This window comes from Paenibacillus pasadenensis (assembly GCF_002864175.1).
Taxonomy (GTDB): domain Bacteria; phylum Bacillota; class Bacilli; order Paenibacillales; family Paenibacillaceae; genus Paenibacillus_O; species Paenibacillus_O pasadenensis.
This window is the reverse complement of sequence record NZ_NFEZ01000004.1, coordinates 2,152,538-2,172,609: the sequence shown is the minus strand read 5'-3', so window position 1 is coordinate 2,172,609 and position 20,072 is coordinate 2,152,538. Positions and strand designations below refer to the sequence as shown.

The following is a 20,072-nucleotide window of genomic DNA, read 5'->3' as shown; positions in this document are numbered from 1 at the left end:
ACGAACGATGAGGACATGGAGGAGGTTTCCCGTGCAGCCGTTTCGCAAGCCCTTTCAACTGGATCCTGTCTTTCCGTTCGAGCTCGTTCTTCAAGGCGTCCGCCGCTACGAGACCGAGCTTCCCGACCATCTGCACGATCTGTATGAGCTCGTCTATGTCCATGACGGCCAAGGCACCTTTTTCATCGACGGCTCCCTGTACGAAAAAAAAGCCGGGGACTTGTTCCTCATCCCCGGCAACACCGTCCATCGCGCGTTTCCTTCTTCCGGCGACCCGATCGTATCGACGGCTTTGTTTTTCGCTCCCTCCCTCGTCCATGCCGAATCGCTCGACGACGGCCATCATCCGCTCCGCTGCTTCGAACGGGCCCGCAAAAGCAAGCAGCACAAGGCCGAGCTGACGCAGCCGGCGCGGCTGGCCGTAGAAGCGGCCATCGAGGCGATCGCAGGCGAGCTCCAGACGGCAGCCGCCGGCTATCGCCATGCGGTCAAGCTTCATCTGCAGCAGCTTCTGCTTGCGCTCAGCCGGCTGCCGATGCATGAGGAAGCCCCCCGCAGCGACCTCCTGCCCGGTCCGAAATGGGTCCATGACGCGCTGCGGACGATCGACCTCGATCCGGTCCGCTGCGGCGGCCTCAAGGAGCTGGCCTCTGCCGCCTGCGTCAGCGCGCCTCACTTTTCACGCGTGTTCAAGCAGATGACCGGCATGAACGTGACGGACTATGTCGGCGCCAAGCGGCTCGTCGCCGCCAAGGAACGGCTGCTCTCCACGGACGACAACGTAGAGGCGATCGCCAATGACTGCGGCTTCCTCGGTCTGCCGCATTTTTACCAGGCGTTCAAAAAGCTGACGGGCATGACCCCGCGCGGCTACCGCCTGCAGAGCCGGCTTGAGCCGAAGGAATGAACCGATTCAGCCGAGACGCAGAGGCCGCGGCTCGACGCTACTGGCTCCAGCTGCGGTAGCTCGACGGCGACTCGTTGAAGATCTTCTTGAACACGCTGCTGAAGTAGCCCGGCTCCGAGAATCCGACCTGCTGCGCGATTTCATAGGTTTTCAGCGTCGTATTGCGCAGCAGCTCAGCCGCTTTCTGCATGCGGTATTCCGTCACGTATTCAATATAGGTGCGGCCGATTTCATTTTTGAACAGCGCGCTGATATAGCTGAGGCTGAGATGGACATGCCGGGACAGGTCCTGCATCGCCAGCTCCGGATCGGCGTAGTTTTGCGCGACATATTCCTTGATCCGGGCCACATAGACGCTGTTGCTCTTCGCATGGGCCTCGATATGGGCGCTGCACTTCAAATACAGCTCATGCACCCACTGCTTGATGTTGAGCAAGCTCTTGATCTGCCGCAGCGTCTCGGACACCGGGACCTCCCTTCCGAACATGGCCTCGACGCTCACATTCATGTCGATGAATTTCTGCAGCATCATGGCGACGAGCTTGATCCATTCATCGACGCACACCTGCTTGTCGAATTTCTGCAGGATCATGTAGTCGTAAAAGCTTTCCAGCTCGCGCGCGACCCGCTTGTCCTCGCGCGCTCCGACAGCCTGCAGCACCGAGCTGCGGATGGTCGCCAGGCCGCCTGTAAAATCCGTGGAGCTCTGCTCGACGCGATCCCCGTCGACGATGACGTCGTTGCCGATGAAGAATTTATACTCAATCGCTTTTTTCGCGATGACATACGATTTGGACAGCTCTCGGAGCGACTTGACGAAGCTTCCCACCCCGGCGGAAATCGTAATCTTCAAATATTGCCCGCCGGCCTTTTTCAGCTCGGCGATAGAGGCCTTCGTCTTCAGGACCGCCGCCTGCTTGCTTTCATCCAGATAGGAAAAAACAATCGCGATTTCATTTTCGTCCGTGCGGAAGACGCTGCAGTCCTCCCGGTTCTGGAGCAGCTCCGATACGAGATTGTACAAAGCAAAATTCGTCAGCTTCCGTTCATCCGGATGAATCGAGGCGCTCCCGCCCAGAACGCGATCGTAATCGAGCAGGCAGATGCCGTGCCACTGGCACGCTTCGTTGAAGCTCATCTTCGCGATCGCTTCGCTGTCGATGTACAGGCTTTCATAAATCAGGCCGTTCAAATAGCGGCTCCGCATGTAGGGCAGGCTTTCGTTCACCTTTTCGTTCAACGCCTCGTATTCAAGCTGCTTTTCTCTTTTTTTATCCAGTCCGGCCACGACAGTCGTCAAAATCTCGATCGACTCGTCCTTGGTCAACGGCTTCAAAATGTAGTCGCTTACATGAAGCCGCAGCGATTCCCTCACATAGGCGAAATCGTCGTAGCCGGTCACGACAATGATCTCGCAGTCGTTTCCGGCGTCTTTCAGCATTCGGACAAGCTCCAGTCCGTTGACCTGAGGCATGTTGATATCCACGATTGCAATGTCCGGCCGAACGCGCTGGATGAGCTCGAATCCTTCGATGCCGTCCTGCGCGCCTCCTGCGTATTCAAGACCGAGCGAGGGCCAGTCGATTTGTTTCCGCATCCCTTCCCGGACGATATTCTCATCGTCGACGATTACGATCTTGTACAAGGCAACTCCACCTTCAGGATCCAGATTCACAGCCAGCTAACAAACGAACCAGGGGATGATCCATCCCCTGGCTTCCGGCTTTTTTCACGATTATACTCTGCTTGCTACTTCAACGGATAGAGGGCCGCTTGCGAAGCCGGATCTTCCATATTGTCCGTCGCCACGAGCGTCGTGCCCGTGTCGATGCTTTTCGTCACCTCGGCTCCGCTGAACGAATTCACGAGCTGCTTGATGCCTTCGACCCCCATCGTATACGGCATCTGCACGGCTACGGCCTTGATGATTCCATCCTTCAGCAGCGGAATGACGTCGTCGGAGGAGTCGAAGCCGACGAGGATCGTTCCCGTGACGTTCTTTTCCTTGAAGGCACGGCCCGCGCCGACGACGCTAGGCTCGTTGGCGGCGAAGAGAGCGGTCAGATCCGGATGGGCGGTAAGGATGTCCTGCGTGACGGAGAGCGCTTTCGTCTTGTCGCTCTGGCTGTACTGGGTCGTGACGATCTTCATGTCGGGATGCTCGGCGATCGCTTTCTTGAAGCCGTTTTCCCTTGCCGTATTGGAGCCTGCTCCCGGCTGGAAGCCGAGAATGGCGACCGTTCCTTTGCCGCCGACCATTTCCGCGAGCTTTTTGCCGACCTGGTAGGCGGCGTCCTCGTTGTTCGTCGTCGCATAGCTCAGGTAGTTTTCGGTATTGATGCCGGAGTCGATGATGACGACGGGAATGCCCGCCTTGGACGCCTTGTCGACGGCCGGCACGAGCGCGTCCGAATCGGAAGGAGCGAGTACGATTCCGTCCACCTTCTGGTTGATGGCCGTCTCGACCAGGTTCACTTGGCCGTTGATATCCGTCTCGCCGCCGGCGGCGCCGGTGAAGTACATGTCGACGCCGTTCTTTTTCGCTTCTTCCTCGGCTCCCTTTTTGACCGTCTGCCAGTACGGAGCATCGGTCGATTTGACGATGACGGCAATTTTCTTCTGCTTGTCGCCGCCGGCCGCATTGCCGCCGCCGCTTGCATTTTCCGCCGCGCCGTTGCCGGAGCTGCCCGAATTTCCGCATCCCGCCGCAAATGCGACCAAGCATGCTGCCACCATAAGAGCTGCAACCTTTTTAATCGGCTTCACATTTCTTCCTCCTTAGATAGGTCCATCTATTTTTATGGAAAATTCCATTTGAAACCGTCTCGAGCGGCGCCGCCTCCGATCAAGCGAGGGCGTGGCCTTTTCTGCGGCGAAGCGTATCCATGTAGACGGCGATGATGATGACCGCGCCGATGGCAATCTGCTGCCAGAATGCATTGACGTTGAGCAGGTTCAAGCCGTTGCGCAGGATGCCGATGATGAAGGCCCCGATGATCGTCTCCCGGATCTTCCCGGATCCGCCCGCCGGGCTCGTTCCTCCGATGATGGCGGCGGCAATGGCGTCCAGCTCGTAGCCGGTGCCTGCCGTCGACTGGGCGGAGACGAGCCGGGAAGCCATCATGATGCCGGCGAAAGCGGCCAGCGAGCCGGAGATGACATACACCCAGATTTTCGTCTTCTGGACGTTGATGCCCGAGAGCACCGCTGCGTCCTCGTTGCTGCCGAGGCAGTACACGTAGCGTCCGAACCGGCTCTTGCGCAGGATGAACCCGAAGACGATCGCCAGCACGAACATCTCGATCATCGGGATCGGAATCCGGCCGATGCTCCCGCCGCCGATGAAGTAGAACTCCTCCGGCAAGCCCGATACCGGCATCGCTCCCGTGATGACGTAGGCGACGCCCCTGGCGATGCTCATCATGCCCAAGGTGGCGATGAACGGCGCGATGTTCAGCTTGGCGATGACGAGTCCGTTGATCCATCCGCATACGGCCCCGATCAGGATGCCGGCGACGATCGCCAGCCAGATCGGCGTTCCCGCGACCATCAGCTTGCCTGTGACGACCCCGGAGACCGCCAGGATCGAGCCGACGGACAAGTCGATGCCCGACGTGATGATGACATACGTCTGCGCGATGGCCAGGATGCCGATGACCGACGTCTGCAGCGCGATCGTCAACAGGTTGTCGACGGTGAAGAAATGATCCGAAAGAATGGAGAAGACGAGGCTCATGACAAGCAGTCCAAGCAGAATCCCGAATTTATGCAAGACTTTCCGTGTGTAATCCGTCGCCGATCTTTTCATTGCTACGGTTTGCCCGTCCAATGCTTCCACTTCCTTTGTCGATAATTAATGGATGGCGTGAGACAGGATGCCGACCTCCGTCAAGTCCTCCGCATCCAGTTCTCCTGTCACGCGGCCTTCCCTCATGATGACGACGCGGTCGCTGATGCCGATGATCTCCGGAAGCTCCGAAGAAATCATGATCACGCCGATGCCCTCCTGCACGAGCCGGTACATCAGCTCGTACACCTCGTACTTCGCTCCCACGTCGATGCCGCGCGTCGGCTCGTCGAAGATGACGATCCGGGACTGCTTCGCCAGCCATTTGCCGATGATCACCTTCTGCTGGTTGCCGCCGCTCAGGTTTTTGGCCAGCTGATGAATGGACGGCGTCTTCACGCGCAGATCCTGGACGTATTTCTCGGAAGTCAGCGCCGCTTTCCTATCGCTCACCACGCCGACGCTCGTTATTTTCTCGAGGCTCGGAAGCGTGATGTTGTACTCGATCGACAGATCGAGCGCCAGGCCGTCCTTTTTGCGGTCTTCGGTCAAGTAGGCCAGCCCGTAGGCGATCGCATCGTACGGAGCCCTGACCTTCATCGGCTCTCCGAAGATGCGGACATCGAACTGATCGACTCGATCCGCTCCGAAAATCGCTCGCGCCAGCTCCGTCCTGCCCGATCCCATCAGCCCGTAGATGCCGAGAATCTCGCCCTTGTAGAGCTTCAGGTCCTCCACATCCAGCTTCGTGCCTCTGCGGATCTTGTTGACCTGGAGCAGCACCTCCGACCGGTCGGCCTTCGTGTGCGGCTTCGGCGGGAACTTTTCGCTCAGGTCCCTCCCCACCATGGAGGAGATCAAGCTGTTCATCGTCATGTCCTGGAAGCGCTCCGTCTTGATGTAGCTGCCGTCTCTGAGGATCGTGACGCGATCGCAGATCTCGTTCAGCTCTTCGAGACGATGGGAGATGTAGATGATGCCGACGCCGTTTTTCTTCAGGTTGCGGATGACCTTGAACAGCTCCTTGATCTCCGATTCCGTCAACGCCGCCGTCGGCTCATCCATGACGAGAATCTGCGCGTCCATCGACAGCGCCTTGGCGATCTCGACCATCTGCTGCTCGGCGACGCTGAGCCTTCCGACCTGTTGATCCGGGTCGAGCTTCAGGTCCAGCATGTCGAGCACTTCGCGCGTCTTTCTTTTCAGCTCGCGGTCGTCGATCACGAAGTTGAAAAGAGCGTGTTTCGGTTCTCTGCGGATGAATATATTTTCCGCAATCGTAAGATCCGAGAATAAATTGAATTCCTGGAATATAATGCTTATCCCTCGTTTTTGCGCTGAATCCGGATCAAGGTCGACGACCTCCTCGCCCTTGATGAAGATCCGGCCCTCGTCTTTTTTATAGACGCCGGCCAGAATTTTCATCAGCGTCGATTTCCCCGCCCCGTTCTCGCCGATCAAGGCGTGCAGCTCGCCGCTCTGCAGCTCGAGATCTACCCCTGACAACGCTTTCACTCCGGGAAACGACTTTACGATTCCATTCATTCGCAACAGCTCCGTCAAGCTCTTCACCACCGTTTTGCTTTTAGTCGTCCTGCTGCCCTGTCTCCTGCTCCTTCGATTATAGGTCTCGCGGCAGAATTGCATAATAAAGAAATCTATGATGAATATATAAAAATCTCTAAAAAAAACACCCTCCGGATTGCTGCCGGAAGGTGTTGCATGATGGCGACTGGCGAAGCTATTCTGCGAACGGGAAGAGCAGCTTTTCGTTTTGCGGCGAGTACATCGTCTCTTTCGTAATGAGCTCGTAGCCGGTAAGGATCGTTTCGCTCTTGTCCTTCAGAGCGGATATGATGCTGGCATATCCCATGTTGAACGGCTTTTGAACGACGATGGCCTGAATGATCCCGTCCTCGAGCCCCTTGATGATCAGCCGCGAGCTGTCGAAGCCGACGACGCTGATCCGGTCCTGGACGCCCAGCTCGCGAACCGCGATCGCAATGCCCTCGAGCGCCTGCTGATTGACGCCGTAGAGGCCGGTCACGTTCGGATTTTTCCGCAGGAGCTCCTTGGTCAGATGGTAGCTCTTGTCGACATTCTCCTGGCTGTACTCCTTGAACGCGATCGATGCGCGGCTGTCCGCAGAAGCCTCCACCGCCTCCTTGAAGCCTTTCTCGCGGTCGATGGCCGTCGTCGCGTTCATCGTCGAGCTGACGATGCCGATCTCCCCCCCGGCCCGGAGCCGGTCCAGCAGATGATGGCCCAGATCGACGGCGGCCGCTGCATTGTCAGTCGTAATGAAGCTCCTGCTGACGTCCGAGTGGATGTCCGAGTCGAGCAGCAGCAGCTTGATGCCGTGATCGGCCACCTGCTTCGCCGCATCGCTCAGCAAATACTGATCGACGGCGGATATGATGATCGCGTCCGGCTTCTTTTCGATGGCGCGCTTGACGAGCTCGATCTGCTCCTGCGCGTCGTTCTCGTATTTCGGTCCCCAGAAGACGAAGTCGCAGCCATGCTCCTTCGCCGCGGCTTGGGCGCCGGCCCGGATGAGCCTCCAGAATTCATAATCCTCGCGGTCCACCTTGACGATCATGTAGATCACCGGCCTCTTCGGCGAATCGAACACGGATCCGCTCAGAGCGAGCAGCCCGCCTAGCAGGATGGCCGCGCAAGCGGCAGCGAACAGGCTTTTCTTGACTTTCATCCGCATCCGAAGTCCACCTCCGCTATTCCACGATCGGCAGGAAGACCGTGACGGTCGTGCCTTCGCCTGGAACGCTCTCAAACTGAAGTCCGTACGACAAGCCGTAGCTCAGCTGGATTCGCTGATGCACGTTGATGATCGCTACGCCGCCGCTCGTGAGCGGCTCGTCCTCCTTGAAGATGAGCAGCCTCGCCAGCTTCTCCTTGCTCATGCCGACGCCGTCGTCCCGCACCTGCAGGGTGAGCCTGTCCCCGCTCCGCTTGCCGGAGATCCATATCTTTCCGCCGCCGGGCTTGTTCTTGATGCCATGATACAAGGCGTTCTCGACGAGAGGCTGCAGCAGCGTCTTCAGCATCTTGTACGAGTAGAGGTCTTGGTCGATCCCGATCTCGTACTCCAGCTTGCTCTCGTAGCGGATTTTCTGGATGACGAGATAATATTTGATATGCTCGATCTCCTGATAGACCGGGATGATGTCATGGCCCCTGCTCAGGCTGAGGCGGAAATATTTCGACAGCGCCGACGTCATCCTGACGACCTTCTGATGCTCGCCCTGCTCCGCGGTCCAGATGATCGTATCCAAGGAATTGTACAGGAAATGCGGATTGATCTGGGCATAAAGCGTCTTCAGCTCGCTTTTCCGCAGCTCCGATTGATCCTCTTCGATCTTCAGCAGCAGGCTTTTGATCCGGCGCACCATGATCGAGAACGTATGGGCCAGATGGGCGACCTCGTTCCTGCCGGATACGCGGATGTCCAGATCGAGGTCGCCCTTCTCCACGCGCTTCATCATCTTCTCCAGCTGGGACAGCGGCCCGGACAGATTCGAGGAGACCTTGATCGATATGACCGTCGCGACGATCAGGCAGACGAGCGTGAGGAGCACCATGATCTTCATGAGCACTTCTTTTTGAATCAATATATCGTCCATATAGGTCACGCCGACGACCTTCCAGTCGATCGACTGCAGGCTTTGGACCGTGACGATGCGGCTGACGCCATCCTGCTTGTCGTTGAAGCTGCCGTTCTCGGTCTGAAGAAGGCGGGCCGTATCTTCTTTTTTGACGTTGGAATGGATGAGCTGCTGGCTGGGATGATAGACCATCTCGCCTCGGCTGTCCATGAGGAACAAGTAGCCGCGCTCCCCGATCTCCACGTTGCTGCATAGATCCGTGAACACCTTGTAGTTCATGTCGATCAGCAGCACGCCGACGAACTGATCCTGCTCGTCGTAGATGGCGCTGCTCAAGGAGACGACCCACGGATACTGGTCGACGATGAAGTTCTGCACATGGGAGGAGGACAGCACGGGCTCGCCTCCAGCCTCGACCGCTTGCCGATACCAGTCCAGGCTGGCGACATCCGTATTCCCTTTGATCTGATAATCGTCTTTGTCGGCCAGCAGGATCTCATTCCGGTTCAGCAGCACGATCGTCACGATATCGCTGCGCGTCTGGGGAATCGTCTTCACCAGCACGTCGCCTTCCTTGGCGGAGGAATACCGGATGATCGACGAGATGTCCTGCATGTAGTTCACATAGTAGTCGATGTTCCGGCCGATCTGAGCCGTGATCTGGCTGGCCGAGGCCTTGGCCTCGCGGGTGATGACCTGTACCGATAAATAATAAAACACGCTGTCCAGCACGATGATCAAGCCGATGATCATCAGCCCGATATTCGTCAGGATCTGCATCTGGATCGATCTGAAGTTGCGGAACTTCATGCGGCGCCGGTCCCCTCCCGCTATGCTAGAACGCGTCTACCTGTCGAAGATCATGCTCCGTCCGAAGCCGCCTCTTCCTTTCCTCCCCGAAAGACAAGCCGATAAACCGCTCCCGCCCGCGTCGAAAAGACAACCGCTCCGGCAGCATCCGTCTTCGCTTCGACCTTGCCGCCGTCCTCGTCCCGCACTTCGAACGGCTGGCAGCTGACGATCGCGCAAGCGCTGCCGGCGTCGGAGCGCAGCTCCGCCTCCGTCAAGCGGCCGGCACGCCAGGCCATGCCGACCTCGAAGCCGCCTCTCGCCCGCAAGCCGCGGACCGAGCCTTGCGGCCACGCCTGCGGCAATGCCGGCAGCAGCTCGATCCGTCCTTCATGAGACTGCAGCAGCAGCTCCGCGATGCCGGCCGTAGCCGCGAAATTGCCGTCGATCTGGAACGGCGGATGCGCGTCGAACAGATTCGCATACACGCCGCCGCCCTCGTATTCGGTCGGCTCGTTCGGACGCACCAGCCGCAGCAGGTTCGAGATGAGCCGAAACGCCCGGTCGCCGTCCTTGAACCTTGCCCACAGCCCGATTTTCCAGCCCAGGCTCCATCCTGTGCCGCCGTCGCCCCGGATGTCGAGCGACGTCCTTGCGGCCTCGAACTGCTCCGGAACGCTGCCCTTCGTCACGATCCTGCCCGGATAAACTCCAACGAGATGGGATACATGCCGATGATGCGGGTCCTCGTCCTTATAGTCGCGGCTCCATTCCTGCAAGCGGCCTCGGTCGCCGATCCGGATCGGATGCAGCTTTTTCCGGGCCTGCTCGAGGGTGTGCGCGAACTCCTCGTCCAGCCCCAGCTCCGCCGCCGCGAGCTGGCAATTTTCGAACAGCTCCGCGATCAGCATCAGATCCATCGTCGCCGATTCGGTGACGGCATGCTTTTGCCCCGCGAGCACGAATTTATGCTCCGGCGAGGTGGACGGCGAGGTGATGAGCTGGCCGTGCTCGTTTTCGACGAGCCAGTCGAGCGCGAACAGCGCCGCCTCCTTCATGATCGGGTAGGCGCGCTTCCTCAGGAATTCCGCATCCGAGCTGAAGGCGTAATGCTCCCACAGATGCTGGGTCAGCCACACGCCTCCCATCGGCCACATCGTCCAGACCGGGTCCCCTCGGCCATAGTCGCCGACGGGAGCCGTCTGCGCCCATAGATCCGAGTTGTGATGCGCCACCCAGCCTCGCGCTCCGTAATTGACCTCGGCCGTCTTGGCGCCATTGGCCGCCAGCCGGCCGATATAGTCGAGCAGCGGCTCGTGAAGCTCGGCCAGGTTGCAGCTTTCGGCAGCCCAGTAGTTCATCTCCGCGTTGATGTTGAGCGTGAAGTTGCAGCTCCACGGCGCCCGCGTCTCCTCGTTCCAGATGCCTTGCAGATTGGCCGGCTGGCTGCCCGGACGCGAGCTGGCGATCAGCAGATAGCGTCCATAATGGAACAGCAGCTCGACCAGTCCCGGATCGTCCGCCCCGTAGTCAGCGATCCGCCGATCCGTCGGCAGCGAGTCCGGCGCCTTGCTGCCGCCCAGATGGAGCGAGACGCGGTCGAACAGCCGCGAGTGGTCCTCCGCATGACGCTGCCGCAGCTCCTCGTAGCGGCGGACGCGCGCCTGCCGCAGCGTCTCCAGCGTAATCCGCTCCGGCCGGATCGCCTCGTCCCTCGCTCCCAGGCGCGGATGGAATGAAGTCGCCGCGCTGAACAGCAGCGTAGCCGATGTCGCATCCTGGACATGGAGCCCGTCACCGTCCGCCCGCAGCGTGCCGCCCTCCAGCTCGACCGCCAGGCGGCCGTGGAACGACAGCCCCTTGCTCTTGCCATCAGCGCCGTAGCGGACGGGCTGCTCGGTATCGTGATAGCTCGGCGAGACATGCTCCGGCGCGAAGCCGAACAAAGTGAAATCTCCCTCGTCCGCCGCCGTCGCATGGCGCAGCGGGCTGTCCAGGCGCGCCCGGAAGCTGAGCGCGCCTGCCCGATCGGCAGACAGGCGGACGACAATCGCCTGGTCGGGATGCGAGGCGAACACCTCGCGCTCGTACGTCACCCCTCCGATCGAATACCGCACCGTCGCCATGCCGCGGGCGAGGTCGAGCTTCCGCTCGTAGCTGCCATAGCTGATCTGCCCATGCTCCATGCTGAGCAGCAGATCGCCGAACGGCAAGTACGACTGCGTATACGGTCCCATCAAGCATTGCTGGGCGAGCCGATCCGCCTCCGCATGCCTTTCCTGAGCGATCAAGGCGCGGATTTCCGGCAAGGCTTCCTTCGCTCGCGGGTTGTTCCAGTCCGTCGGATAGCCGGACCAGAGCGTGTCCTCGTTGAGCGCGATCCGTTCCTTCTCGATGCCGCCGAATATCATGGCGCCCAGCCTTCCATTGCCGACGGGCAGCGCCTCGACCCAATGGACGGCGGGGGAATGGAATTGAATGTTCATCGTGGATAAACCCTCCCATGTCATGTCGATTTCGATTGGTGCATCCTCGCCGCGTGTTCAAGCCGATGGCAGGCTGCTCGTCCATCCCGGCGGCAACGCAGGGAACGAGCATGAGAACGCTTGCGGTCAGCAGGATTGCTCCCAGCATAAGGCATCGACCGGGAGATGAAAAGAAAAAAAGCCTGCCCGGGTCGGGAGGCTTGTTCCAGTCATCCAAGGCGAAGCTTCGGAAAAGCGCTACGGCAGCGAGCTTTTGCGCGCTTCGTCGATCGCTTTTTGAATATCATCCAGCGCCGTCTTCAACGGAGCGCCGGCCAAATAATGGTTGACTCCCTCCAGAATTTTGACCTGAAGCGATTCCGTCGAAATCGTATGCGGCCAGTACAGCGTCGCTTCCTTTTGAGTCACGGCAGCCGCGATCGAAGACGTGGATTCGTTCCAGCCCTGGGACGACGAGATTGTCGAGGGGATGGCGTTTGCTCCGCGGGCAAGCTTTTCCTGGCTGGCGCGTCCGTTCATGAACGCCACGAACAGCTTCGCTTCCTCGGGATGCTTCGTTTGCGAGTTGATGACCCGGTAGCTGCCTACATTGATGTTGGGAACGGTACGGGTGCTGCCCGGAATGACCATGAACCGGATATCCTGAGAAGGATCTCTCTCCTTGATCGTCAATAGGTCCCATGTCCCCGTAATCAACATGGCCGCGCTTCCGTTGCCGATCAAATCTTTCGCCTGCTCATGCTTGAGCGACGTCCAGTTTTTCGGAACGTAGCCGCGATCGATCAACAGCTTGTGCTTGCTGATCGCATCGACAAAGTAAGGATGGTCGATCTTGATCTGGCCGCTCTCCAGCTTTTTCGTCCACTCGGCATCCGCGCCATTGTTGGACATGATGGAGCCCCAGAAAAACTGGGCGTTGGACCATTCGCCGTCTGCCGCGATCGGGATGATCCCTTCTCGCTTCAGCGTTTCGCAAAGCTCCAGCAGCTCATCCCATGTTCGCGGCACTTGAAGCCCCAGACGGTCGAACATCGTTTGATTATAGATCAAGCCGTCGCTATGCATGACTTCCGGTACGCCATACACCTTGCCGTCCACCTCGACGGGCTTCAGGGAAGAAGGATAAAAATCGTCGAGGAACGGAGAGCCGCTCAAATCGAGATATACGTCCGGACGCAGCTTGCGGAACTCCTCGAACAAGCTCGGGGACCAGGTGTCGAACACATCCAGCGGCTCGCCTCCGAGCAGCCTGATCTTGATCCCGGCGGTATAGTTGTTGCTTTGAATGAAGTTGGCTTCGATCTTGATGTTCGGGTAGCGTTTCTCGAAATCCGCGATCGCCTCGTAATAAACCTTGCCGGCTTGAGCCGCATCCAGCAAAAAGCTGGAATAATGCAGGACGACCGGTTCCGGCGCCGGCTTCCCGTCCTCGGAGGAGCGGGGAATGCCGAACCGGCCAGCCAAGCCGCAGCCTGCGCAGCTGACGATCAGAGCGCAGAAGACAGCCAGCAGCGCCCATGCTGCGCGCTGGCCTCGCTTCATGCCGGGCATTCCCTTCCCTCCCTTTTATCCTTCCCGAGCTTGATTTTCCTCATCATGACATGACGGCTTTCGCTCGTCAATGACTCAGAGCTTGCCGCCGGACGTCGCGATGCCTTCGATGAACTGCTTTTGGAACAGCATGAACAGCGCGAGCATCGGCCAAATCGCCAGCACAGACGCGGCCATCAGCTCCGGATAGTGGACCGCGAACGCGCTCTGGATTTTGGCCAGCGCGGAAGAGAGCGTCGCCGCGCTGGAATCGGTGTTCACGATGAGCGGCCACATCAAGTCCTTGAACGAGAACAGCGCGGTGAAGATGGAAAGAGCGGCCAATCCGGAGCGGACAAGCGGAAGCATGACATAAAGGAACGTCTGTCCGATATTGCAGCCGTCGAGCTTCGCCGCTTCCTCCAGCTCCTTTGGCAGTCCCATGAAAAACTGCCGCAGCAAAAAGGTGCCGAAAGCGCTGACCAAGCCCGGGAACAGCAGGGCAAGTATAGTATTGCGCAATCCGAGCTGATCCACCATTAAATATTGCGGAATGATGAAAATTTGGGTCGGAACCATCATTTGGAACAGCACCAGGCTGAAAAAGAAGCTTCGTCCCGGGAATTTTAGCCTGGCGAAAGCATAGGCCGCCATCGCGCTGAACGTCACGCCGCATAAAACGCGCAGCGCCATCATCGCAAACGTATTCCAGTACAGGCGGAGGAAGTCGGTCTGCCGCCACACCTCCGAATAGTTTTCCCACATCACCCGGCTGGGGAAGAAATAGAACGGATTCATCGAGGTCGATTCCGTCACGGTCTTGAGCGAGGTCAGCACCATCCAAAGGAAGGGCAGAACCATGATGGCCGCTCCCAGCAGCAAGACCGCATGGACGAACAGCGTGGATACTCGATTTTTTTGCGTCATGCCGCACCTCCTATTGATAATGGACCCACCGCTTCTGCGCTTTCATCTGGAAGAAGGTGATGATCATGATCAGCGCCAGCAGCAGCATGACGATCGCCGATCCATACCCTCTGTCCATGTACTTGAAGGAGCTGTTGTAGAACAGATAGACGAGCGAGACGGTATGGTCGTACGCCGGATTCGTCACGTCGATCATCATGAAGATGACATCGAATACTTGCATGGCCTGAATGACCGACGTTACGACGACAAAAAACAGCGTCGGCGTCACGAGCGGCAGCGTAATGACGAAAAATTGCCTGATTCTGCCCGCCCCGTCGATATCGGAAGCCTCATAGTAGTCCTTCGGTATTTCCTGCAGGCCAGCAAGCAAAAGCACCATATTGTAGCCGACGACGCTCCAGATCCCGATGACGGCAATCGAGACGAGTGCAAGACGGGGATTGGAAATCCAGTCGACGGGCGGCAAGCCAAATTTGGACAGCACATAGTTGAATAATCCGAATTGCTGATTGTACATCCATCTCCATACCATCGTTACGGCGGCAGGCGCCGCGATCATCGGGATGAAATATATGGTCCGATAGGCGGATCGGCCCGCGATTTTCTGGTTCAGCAGCACGGCGATGAGCATCGCGAGGGCGATGCTGACCGGCACGACGATCGCGGCATAAAGCAGCGTGTTGGCGACAGCATGCCAGACCTGCGCATCCTGGACCAGCTTGCGGTAGTTGTCCAGACCGACATAAATATTGTTTCTCCCGAAGTCTCCGCTCTTGAAAAAGCTCAAGTAGGCCGACTGGGCCATCGGAATCAAGTTCAGAACGACAAGTCCGACAATGGTCGGGGCGATGAAAAACCAGCCCCAGGCCCATTCCTTCCATGCTTTCTTTCCGGATGTTCTCTTTACGGCTTGGCTCTGCATCCGATTTCCTCCTATCAAAATGCGGCAACCGCTCGGTTGCCGCATTCCTCATTTACCGTTCCGCCGACCCGTGGCGCTTACTTCTCCTGGGACAGGCTTTCATTCATGATCTTGGCGGCGTTTTTAGCTGCCTCCTCCACCGTCGCTTGACCGAGGAAAGCCGGCTTGAGCGCTTCGTACGCCTTGTCTTCCCAGACAAGCGTCGTATTGGAGTAAGGACGGACGACGCCGTATTGAACCATGTCGACAAACACTTGAGAATGGAACGTCGACGAGGATTCGACCCACTTCTGTGCCGTTCCTTTATAGGCCGGGATCGCCAGGCCAAGCTCCGCCTGCATCTCCTGGCCTTCCTTCGAGCTGAGGAACTCCACGAATTTCCAGGCCTCTTCCGGATGCTTCGTTTTCGCGTCGATCGCATGGCCCAGGCCGTTGTAGATGGAGGCTTGCTTTTCTTTTTTCGGCAGTACGGCGACGTCGAAGTTTTTCGCCATATACTCGTTCTCCGCAAAGCTGCTCAAGTTCCAGGAGCCGAAAATGCCCATCGCGACTTTTCCGTTTTTGATCAGTTCCGGACGCTCCGCGTCGACGACGGTCATCGGAGACAGCCCTTCGCGAGTGAAGCTGATGTAATAATCCAGCGCCTCGATCGTTTTCGGATCGTCATAACCGGATTTCTTGTCGTCGGTGATGATCGTGCCGCCGTTTTGATACACGAAGTTGTAGTAGCCTTCCTGGTTGTGCATCGGAGCGAGCAGGCCGTACACGCCGTCTTTCGTCAGCGTCTTCGCGGCGCTTTTCAGATCGTCCCACGTCCAGTTCTCGTCGGGATAGCTCAGGTTCGCCTTGTCGAACAGCGTTTTATTGTACCAAAGTCCGATCGTATCGAAGTCCCTCGGAACGGCATATTGCTTGCCGTCAAAGTTGTAGATCTGATTGAGCCCCTCGGGGTAGTTCTCCAGCTTGACCTCCGTGCTTTTGGCGATCTGATCGTTCAGATCGAGCAGCATGCCGTTGGAGGCATAGCGATAGATCTCGTTGGAGTGCATCCAGAACACATCCGGCAGCGATCCGCCGGTCGCTCCGGCTTCCAGCATCGTCCAGTAATCGGACCAGCCGGCCACTTCGATCTTGATCTTGATGTTCGGGTTTTTCGCCTCGAATGCGTCGGCAATCTTGCGCGCGCCTTTCTCCTGATTGGAATCCCATAACGCGTATCTCAGCGTTACGTTTCCGCCGCTTCCGCTGCCTGTCGAACCGTTCTCCGCCTTGGAAGGCTCCGAACCGGCATTGCCTGCAGCGCCATTGCCGCCATTGCCGCCATTTCCGCATGCAGCCAACATCGTCGCGGTCAGGCCGATGGATACTAAAGTCGTCCAGCGTTTGTGCGTCACTCGAGTTCCCCCTCTAATCGTGCTCAAGTTTCCCTTGCCTTTGCTCTCTTATCGTAAACAATGGCGCTTCAAGCCGGAATGGCGGTTTTTTACGCTCTATTCACCTTTTTTGACCAGACAAAAGACGACAAAAAAAGCGCTCCGCCGGAAGGAGCACTTTTTTTACTTTTCCTCTTTATTTTTTGCTTTCGCCGGCAGATCCGCGGAATTCCTCCGGCGTCATGCCGCAATGCTTCTTGAACAGCTTGCTGAAATAAGCGGTATTGGGATAGCCGACCCTTTCCGCCACCTCGTACACCTTCAGCCGGTTTTCCCGCAGCATTGCTTTTGCCTTTTCCATGCGCAGCCGAGTCAAATAGCCGACGAAGTTCACTCCCGTCTCGCGTTTGAAGATGCGGCTCAAATAAGAGGCGTTCACATTGATCTTCTCCGCCACGAATTGAAGCGAAATATCCTCCGTATACAGCTGCCGCATCATTTCGCATGCCTGCTCCGCATAACTGCGAGGAAGCTCTTTGTCGGTCAAAAGGGAGCGGCATGAGTTCAAATAGTCCACGACCGTGCGGTGGAGGCCCTCCAGCCGTTCTTCGCGCAGCAGCTTTTCGTATACGTTCAATCCGTCCTCGTCGGAATCGGGAAGCACCGGGAAGCAAGAGGAGATCAAGCCGAGCACCCGGATATAAGCCGAGCGGGCCGCTTGCTTCGTGTAGCCGCCTTCCCGCAGCTGCTCCTTCAGCTCCTCCAAAAACGCCAGCGCCGTCTCGCTGCCAAGCTCCGCGTCCTGGCGGAACGATCGCAAGGCCGCGCCTTTCCACACGAAGCGCTGGATGCAGCGCTCCTTTTTCCGTGGCCGGTCATAATAGACCAGTCCGTTTCCGGAGCTGAAAAACAGGTCGTCCAGCGCTTCATCCGCTTCCTGAAACGCTTTCCGAATGCCTTTGTAGCCGTCGGCCTTGCTCGCCCCGATCGACATCGTCAAATTGAGAAAGTCGTTCATCGCCTCCTGAATCTTGTCGACGAGCTTCTCGAATTCCTGCGGCGGCCCGTCATCGAGCCATTCCATCAGCAGGACGTATTCAGCCGAATTCATGACGATGATTTCCTTCTGCCGCTGCCGCGGTATGATCTCCTCCAGGATGTTCAGGACGGCGTACCGCAGCAGCTTCTCGTCCTGCTCGACATATTTGCGGCGCAAATATTCGAAGCGGTCGATCCTGAACTTCGCCAGCAGCATCGGTCCGTCCTGGACGCGGATGCGCAGCGATTCCCGGCTCGCCGCAATGTCGCGCTCTCCTTTGTAGCCGCTGATCACTTCCTTGAAGAGCGTCTCCTTCAAGTATTCGATGCTTTCCTTGACCGATCCGGGCGGCATGCCGTCCATCTCTTTGCGCGTCGTTTTCGCCGCTCTTTTTTTCACGACATCGAGCACCCGCAGCAGCTGCGAGGACTTCATGTCGCTCTTGATCAAATAATCGGCGGCTCCGAGCCGGATCGCCTCCTGCGCATAGTGGAATTCATCCAGGCAGCTTAAAATGACATACTGGCAGTCCGGACGGTCCCGCTGCACTTCGCGGATCAGCTCGAGGCCGTCCATGACCGGCATTTTGATGTCGGTCACGATCAGGTCGGGAGCCGCCGCCTCGGCCAGCTCCAGCGCTTCCTTGCCGTTCGCCGCCTCGCCCATGATGCGGAAGCCCTCCTCCTCCCAATTGATCAGCGATTTGAGGCCGATGCGCATCAAAAGCTCGTCATCCACGATGAGTACGTTCAGCATGGCCGCTTTCCTCCTTCATTAGGTCGATACGGGAAGATCAAGGTAAACTCGGCCCCTTCTCCCTCGGCGCTGCGGAAGGACACGCCGTACGGCTCGCCGAAAACCCTCCGGATGCGCTGATGCACGTTGCAGATTCCGATTCCGCCCTCCGCATCGCTGCCGGCCAGCCGTTCTCGAAGGCGGCTGGCCGCTTCGCCGCTCATCCCCGCTCCGTTGTCGCGCACCGTAATCCGCAGCTGCTCTTTTCCGATGCCCCTTACTTCCAGCGTCAGCACGCCGTCCTTCTGATTGGCGATTCCATGGAAGATGGCGTTCTCCACGAGCGGCTGGATGCTGAGCTTGGGAATTTCCTGATCCAGCAGCGAGTCGTCCTCGACCTCCACATGAACCTCGATCCGGTTGAAATAGCGGACCTTTTGGATGACGAGATAATGACGGATATGCTCCAGCTCTTCGCGGACGGGCACGAGTCCCTTGTCCGCTCTTGCGGTATACCGCAGCATGGAGATGAGCGCCTCCGTCATTTCCACGATTTTGTCCGAGCGCTGCATCGAGGCGATCCACTTGACCGAATTCAGCGTGTTGTACAAGAAATGCGGATTGATTTGCGCCTGCAAAGCCCGGATTTCCGCCTCCACCTTTTGCTCCTGCTCCTCGTAGATGCGCTCGACAAGCTGCTTCAGCTCGGCCGACATCTGTTCGAACCGGATCGCCATCAGCCCGATCTCGTCATTCGACTGGACGGGGTGCAGGCTGTCGAACTTGCCGTGCTCTACGAGCGCCATGTTCCTCATCAGCTGCTTGATCGGCCGCGTGATGAGGCTGGAGATATAGAGCGTGCTCACCAGCGCGAACAGCAGCAGCACGGTGATGATCATCCACAAGTTGCGCTTCAAAATCCCATCCTCGATCGTCAGATCGTCCATAGGCATCGAGAGATAGGTCTTCCATCGGTGGGACTCGAAGCCCGCCTGGATGAGCATGTGCTCGCTGCCCTTGACGCGGACGATCTGGCGGTCGAGCCCGCCGTCGACATGGCCGCCCATCGGGAAGATCGACTCGAACGGCTGGCCGATCGCGCCGTAGTCGTCCCTGAACATGATCCGGTCCTGCTCATCGACGATCGTCATGACAGACTGGCTGCCGACATTCATGCGCTTGTTGAGCTCATGGATGAACTCGATGTCGACGCTGATCACCATCACGCCGAGCAGCTTGCCGTTCTCCATGTCCAATATTTTCCGCAAATTGTAAATGGCCCAGTTGCCTTCTCCTTTGACCTGCCGGTCCTTTTGTGTCGGCAAATCCCGCGTAATGTCATCCGATTCCAAAAAATCGTTGAACCACGCTTCCTGGCGCGGCTCGTACGCGTAGTCGATCGGCTTGTTCGGGCTGATATAGAGATCGTTTCCAGGATTCATGTTATAGACATAGATGGAAATTTTTCTGTCTTTCATCGTGATGTAGTTCATCAATAATTGCGTCGCCTGCATTTCATTGGCGATGGATTGGTTGCGCAAATAATTTTGAACCGGATAATTATCCTGCGATACAGCCGAAATATAGCTGTTGATGCCATAGCTTGAAATAAGAGAAATTTGCCGGATATCCCGCAAATATTCCTCGATCCGGATATTGGACTGCCTGGCCACGTCCGCAAGCAGGATGCTGTACTTGCTCTCCAGCATCTGGCGCGAAGAAAAATAGGCGTTGACGACCATCACGGACAACGGGATGAGGATCGACAGCAAGAAAAAAACCATGATCTTGTTTTTCAGGCTGATGAAGCGGTATTTGCGACGCATCGCATCGTCCTCCGGTCTGAACGGGATAGAACCAATGTCCCCATGATAATCATAGAAGCATCGCCTTGTCACGTCAGGACGGTCTGCTATACTGGTAGCAGCACGGCACTTCACCTGAAAAGAGG

14 protein-coding genes are annotated in these 20,072 nt (G+C 57.8%); 1 reads left to right on the top strand and 13 read right to left on the bottom strand.

Annotated elements, in window-relative coordinates; genetic code table 11:
* Positions 1–31: 31 nt before the first annotated feature.
* Positions 32–907, top strand: a complete 876-nt coding sequence (locus tag B8V81_RS18825; RefSeq protein WP_101808956.1) for an AraC family transcriptional regulator — start codon at positions 32–34, stop codon at positions 905–907.
* A gap of 37 nt (positions 908–944) precedes the next feature.
* On the opposite strand, the gene B8V81_RS18820 is transcribed toward B8V81_RS18825, so the two are convergent.
* The 13 genes from B8V81_RS18820 to B8V81_RS18760 all read right to left on the bottom strand — a co-directional run bounded on the left by B8V81_RS18820 (position 945) and on the right by B8V81_RS18760 (position 19,947).
* Positions 945–2,552 carry a response regulator gene (locus tag B8V81_RS18820; protein WP_101808955.1) on the bottom strand — a complete coding sequence of 536 codons (1,608 nt, stop codon included), beginning with the start codon at positions 2,550–2,552 and terminating at the stop codon, positions 945–947.
* Positions 2,553–2,656: 104 nt separating this feature from the next.
* Positions 2,657–3,628, bottom strand: coding sequence for an ABC transporter substrate-binding protein (locus B8V81_RS18815; RefSeq protein WP_180968489.1), 972 nt, complete (start codon positions 3,626–3,628; stop codon positions 2,657–2,659).
* A 124-nt stretch (positions 3,629–3,752) separates the two neighbouring features.
* Positions 3,753–4,643: an ABC transporter permease gene (locus B8V81_RS18810; protein ID WP_228551403.1), complete on the bottom strand. Its 891-nt coding sequence runs from the start codon at positions 4,641–4,643 to the stop codon at positions 3,753–3,755.
* 117 nt (positions 4,644–4,760) lie between these two features.
* Entirely contained in the window at positions 4,761–6,239 is a 1,479-nt protein-coding gene (locus tag B8V81_RS18805; RefSeq protein ID WP_101808952.1) for a sugar ABC transporter ATP-binding protein, read from the bottom strand.
* Between the two features lie 196 nt (positions 6,240–6,435).
* Entirely contained in the window at positions 6,436–7,410 is a 975-nt protein-coding gene (locus B8V81_RS18800) for a substrate-binding domain-containing protein (protein ID WP_101808951.1), read from the bottom strand.
* Positions 7,411–7,426: 16 nt separating this feature from the next.
* Positions 7,427–9,127 (bottom strand): sensor histidine kinase, encoded by a 1,701-nt coding sequence (locus B8V81_RS18795; protein ID WP_101808950.1) that lies wholly within the window; start codon positions 9,125–9,127, stop codon positions 7,427–7,429.
* A gap of 50 nt (positions 9,128–9,177) precedes the next feature.
* A complete protein-coding gene (locus B8V81_RS18790; protein ID WP_101808949.1) occupies positions 9,178–11,592 on the bottom strand; it encodes a glycoside hydrolase family 95 protein in 2,415 nt (804 codons plus the stop codon).
* Positions 11,593–11,829: 237 nt separating this feature from the next.
* On the bottom strand, positions 11,830–13,134 hold the full coding sequence (locus B8V81_RS18785; protein WP_043111559.1) for an ABC transporter substrate-binding protein: 1,305 nt from the start codon (positions 13,132–13,134) through the stop codon (positions 11,830–11,832).
* Positions 13,135–13,218: 84 nt separating this feature from the next.
* On the bottom strand, positions 13,219–14,049 hold the full coding sequence (locus B8V81_RS18780; protein WP_028599557.1) for a carbohydrate ABC transporter permease: 831 nt from the start codon (positions 14,047–14,049) through the stop codon (positions 13,219–13,221).
* A 10-nt stretch (positions 14,050–14,059) separates the two neighbouring features.
* Positions 14,060–14,974, bottom strand: a complete 915-nt coding sequence (locus tag B8V81_RS18775) for a carbohydrate ABC transporter permease (RefSeq protein WP_028599556.1) — start codon at positions 14,972–14,974, stop codon at positions 14,060–14,062.
* A 77-nt stretch (positions 14,975–15,051) separates the two neighbouring features.
* Positions 15,052–16,368 (bottom strand): ABC transporter substrate-binding protein, encoded by a 1,317-nt coding sequence (locus B8V81_RS18770; RefSeq protein ID WP_028599555.1) that lies wholly within the window; start codon positions 16,366–16,368, stop codon positions 15,052–15,054.
* A gap of 175 nt (positions 16,369–16,543) precedes the next feature.
* Positions 16,544–18,142 (bottom strand): response regulator, encoded by a 1,599-nt coding sequence (locus tag B8V81_RS18765; protein ID WP_028599554.1) that lies wholly within the window; start codon positions 18,140–18,142, stop codon positions 16,544–16,546.
* The gene (locus B8V81_RS18760; RefSeq protein WP_028599553.1) at positions 18,136–19,947 is read right to left on the bottom strand and encodes a cache domain-containing sensor histidine kinase; all 1,812 of its coding nucleotides are present in this window, start codon (positions 19,945–19,947) and stop codon (positions 18,136–18,138) included. The genes B8V81_RS18765 and B8V81_RS18760 overlap by 7 nt, the downstream gene beginning before the upstream one ends.
* Positions 19,948–20,072: the final 125 nt, after the last annotated feature.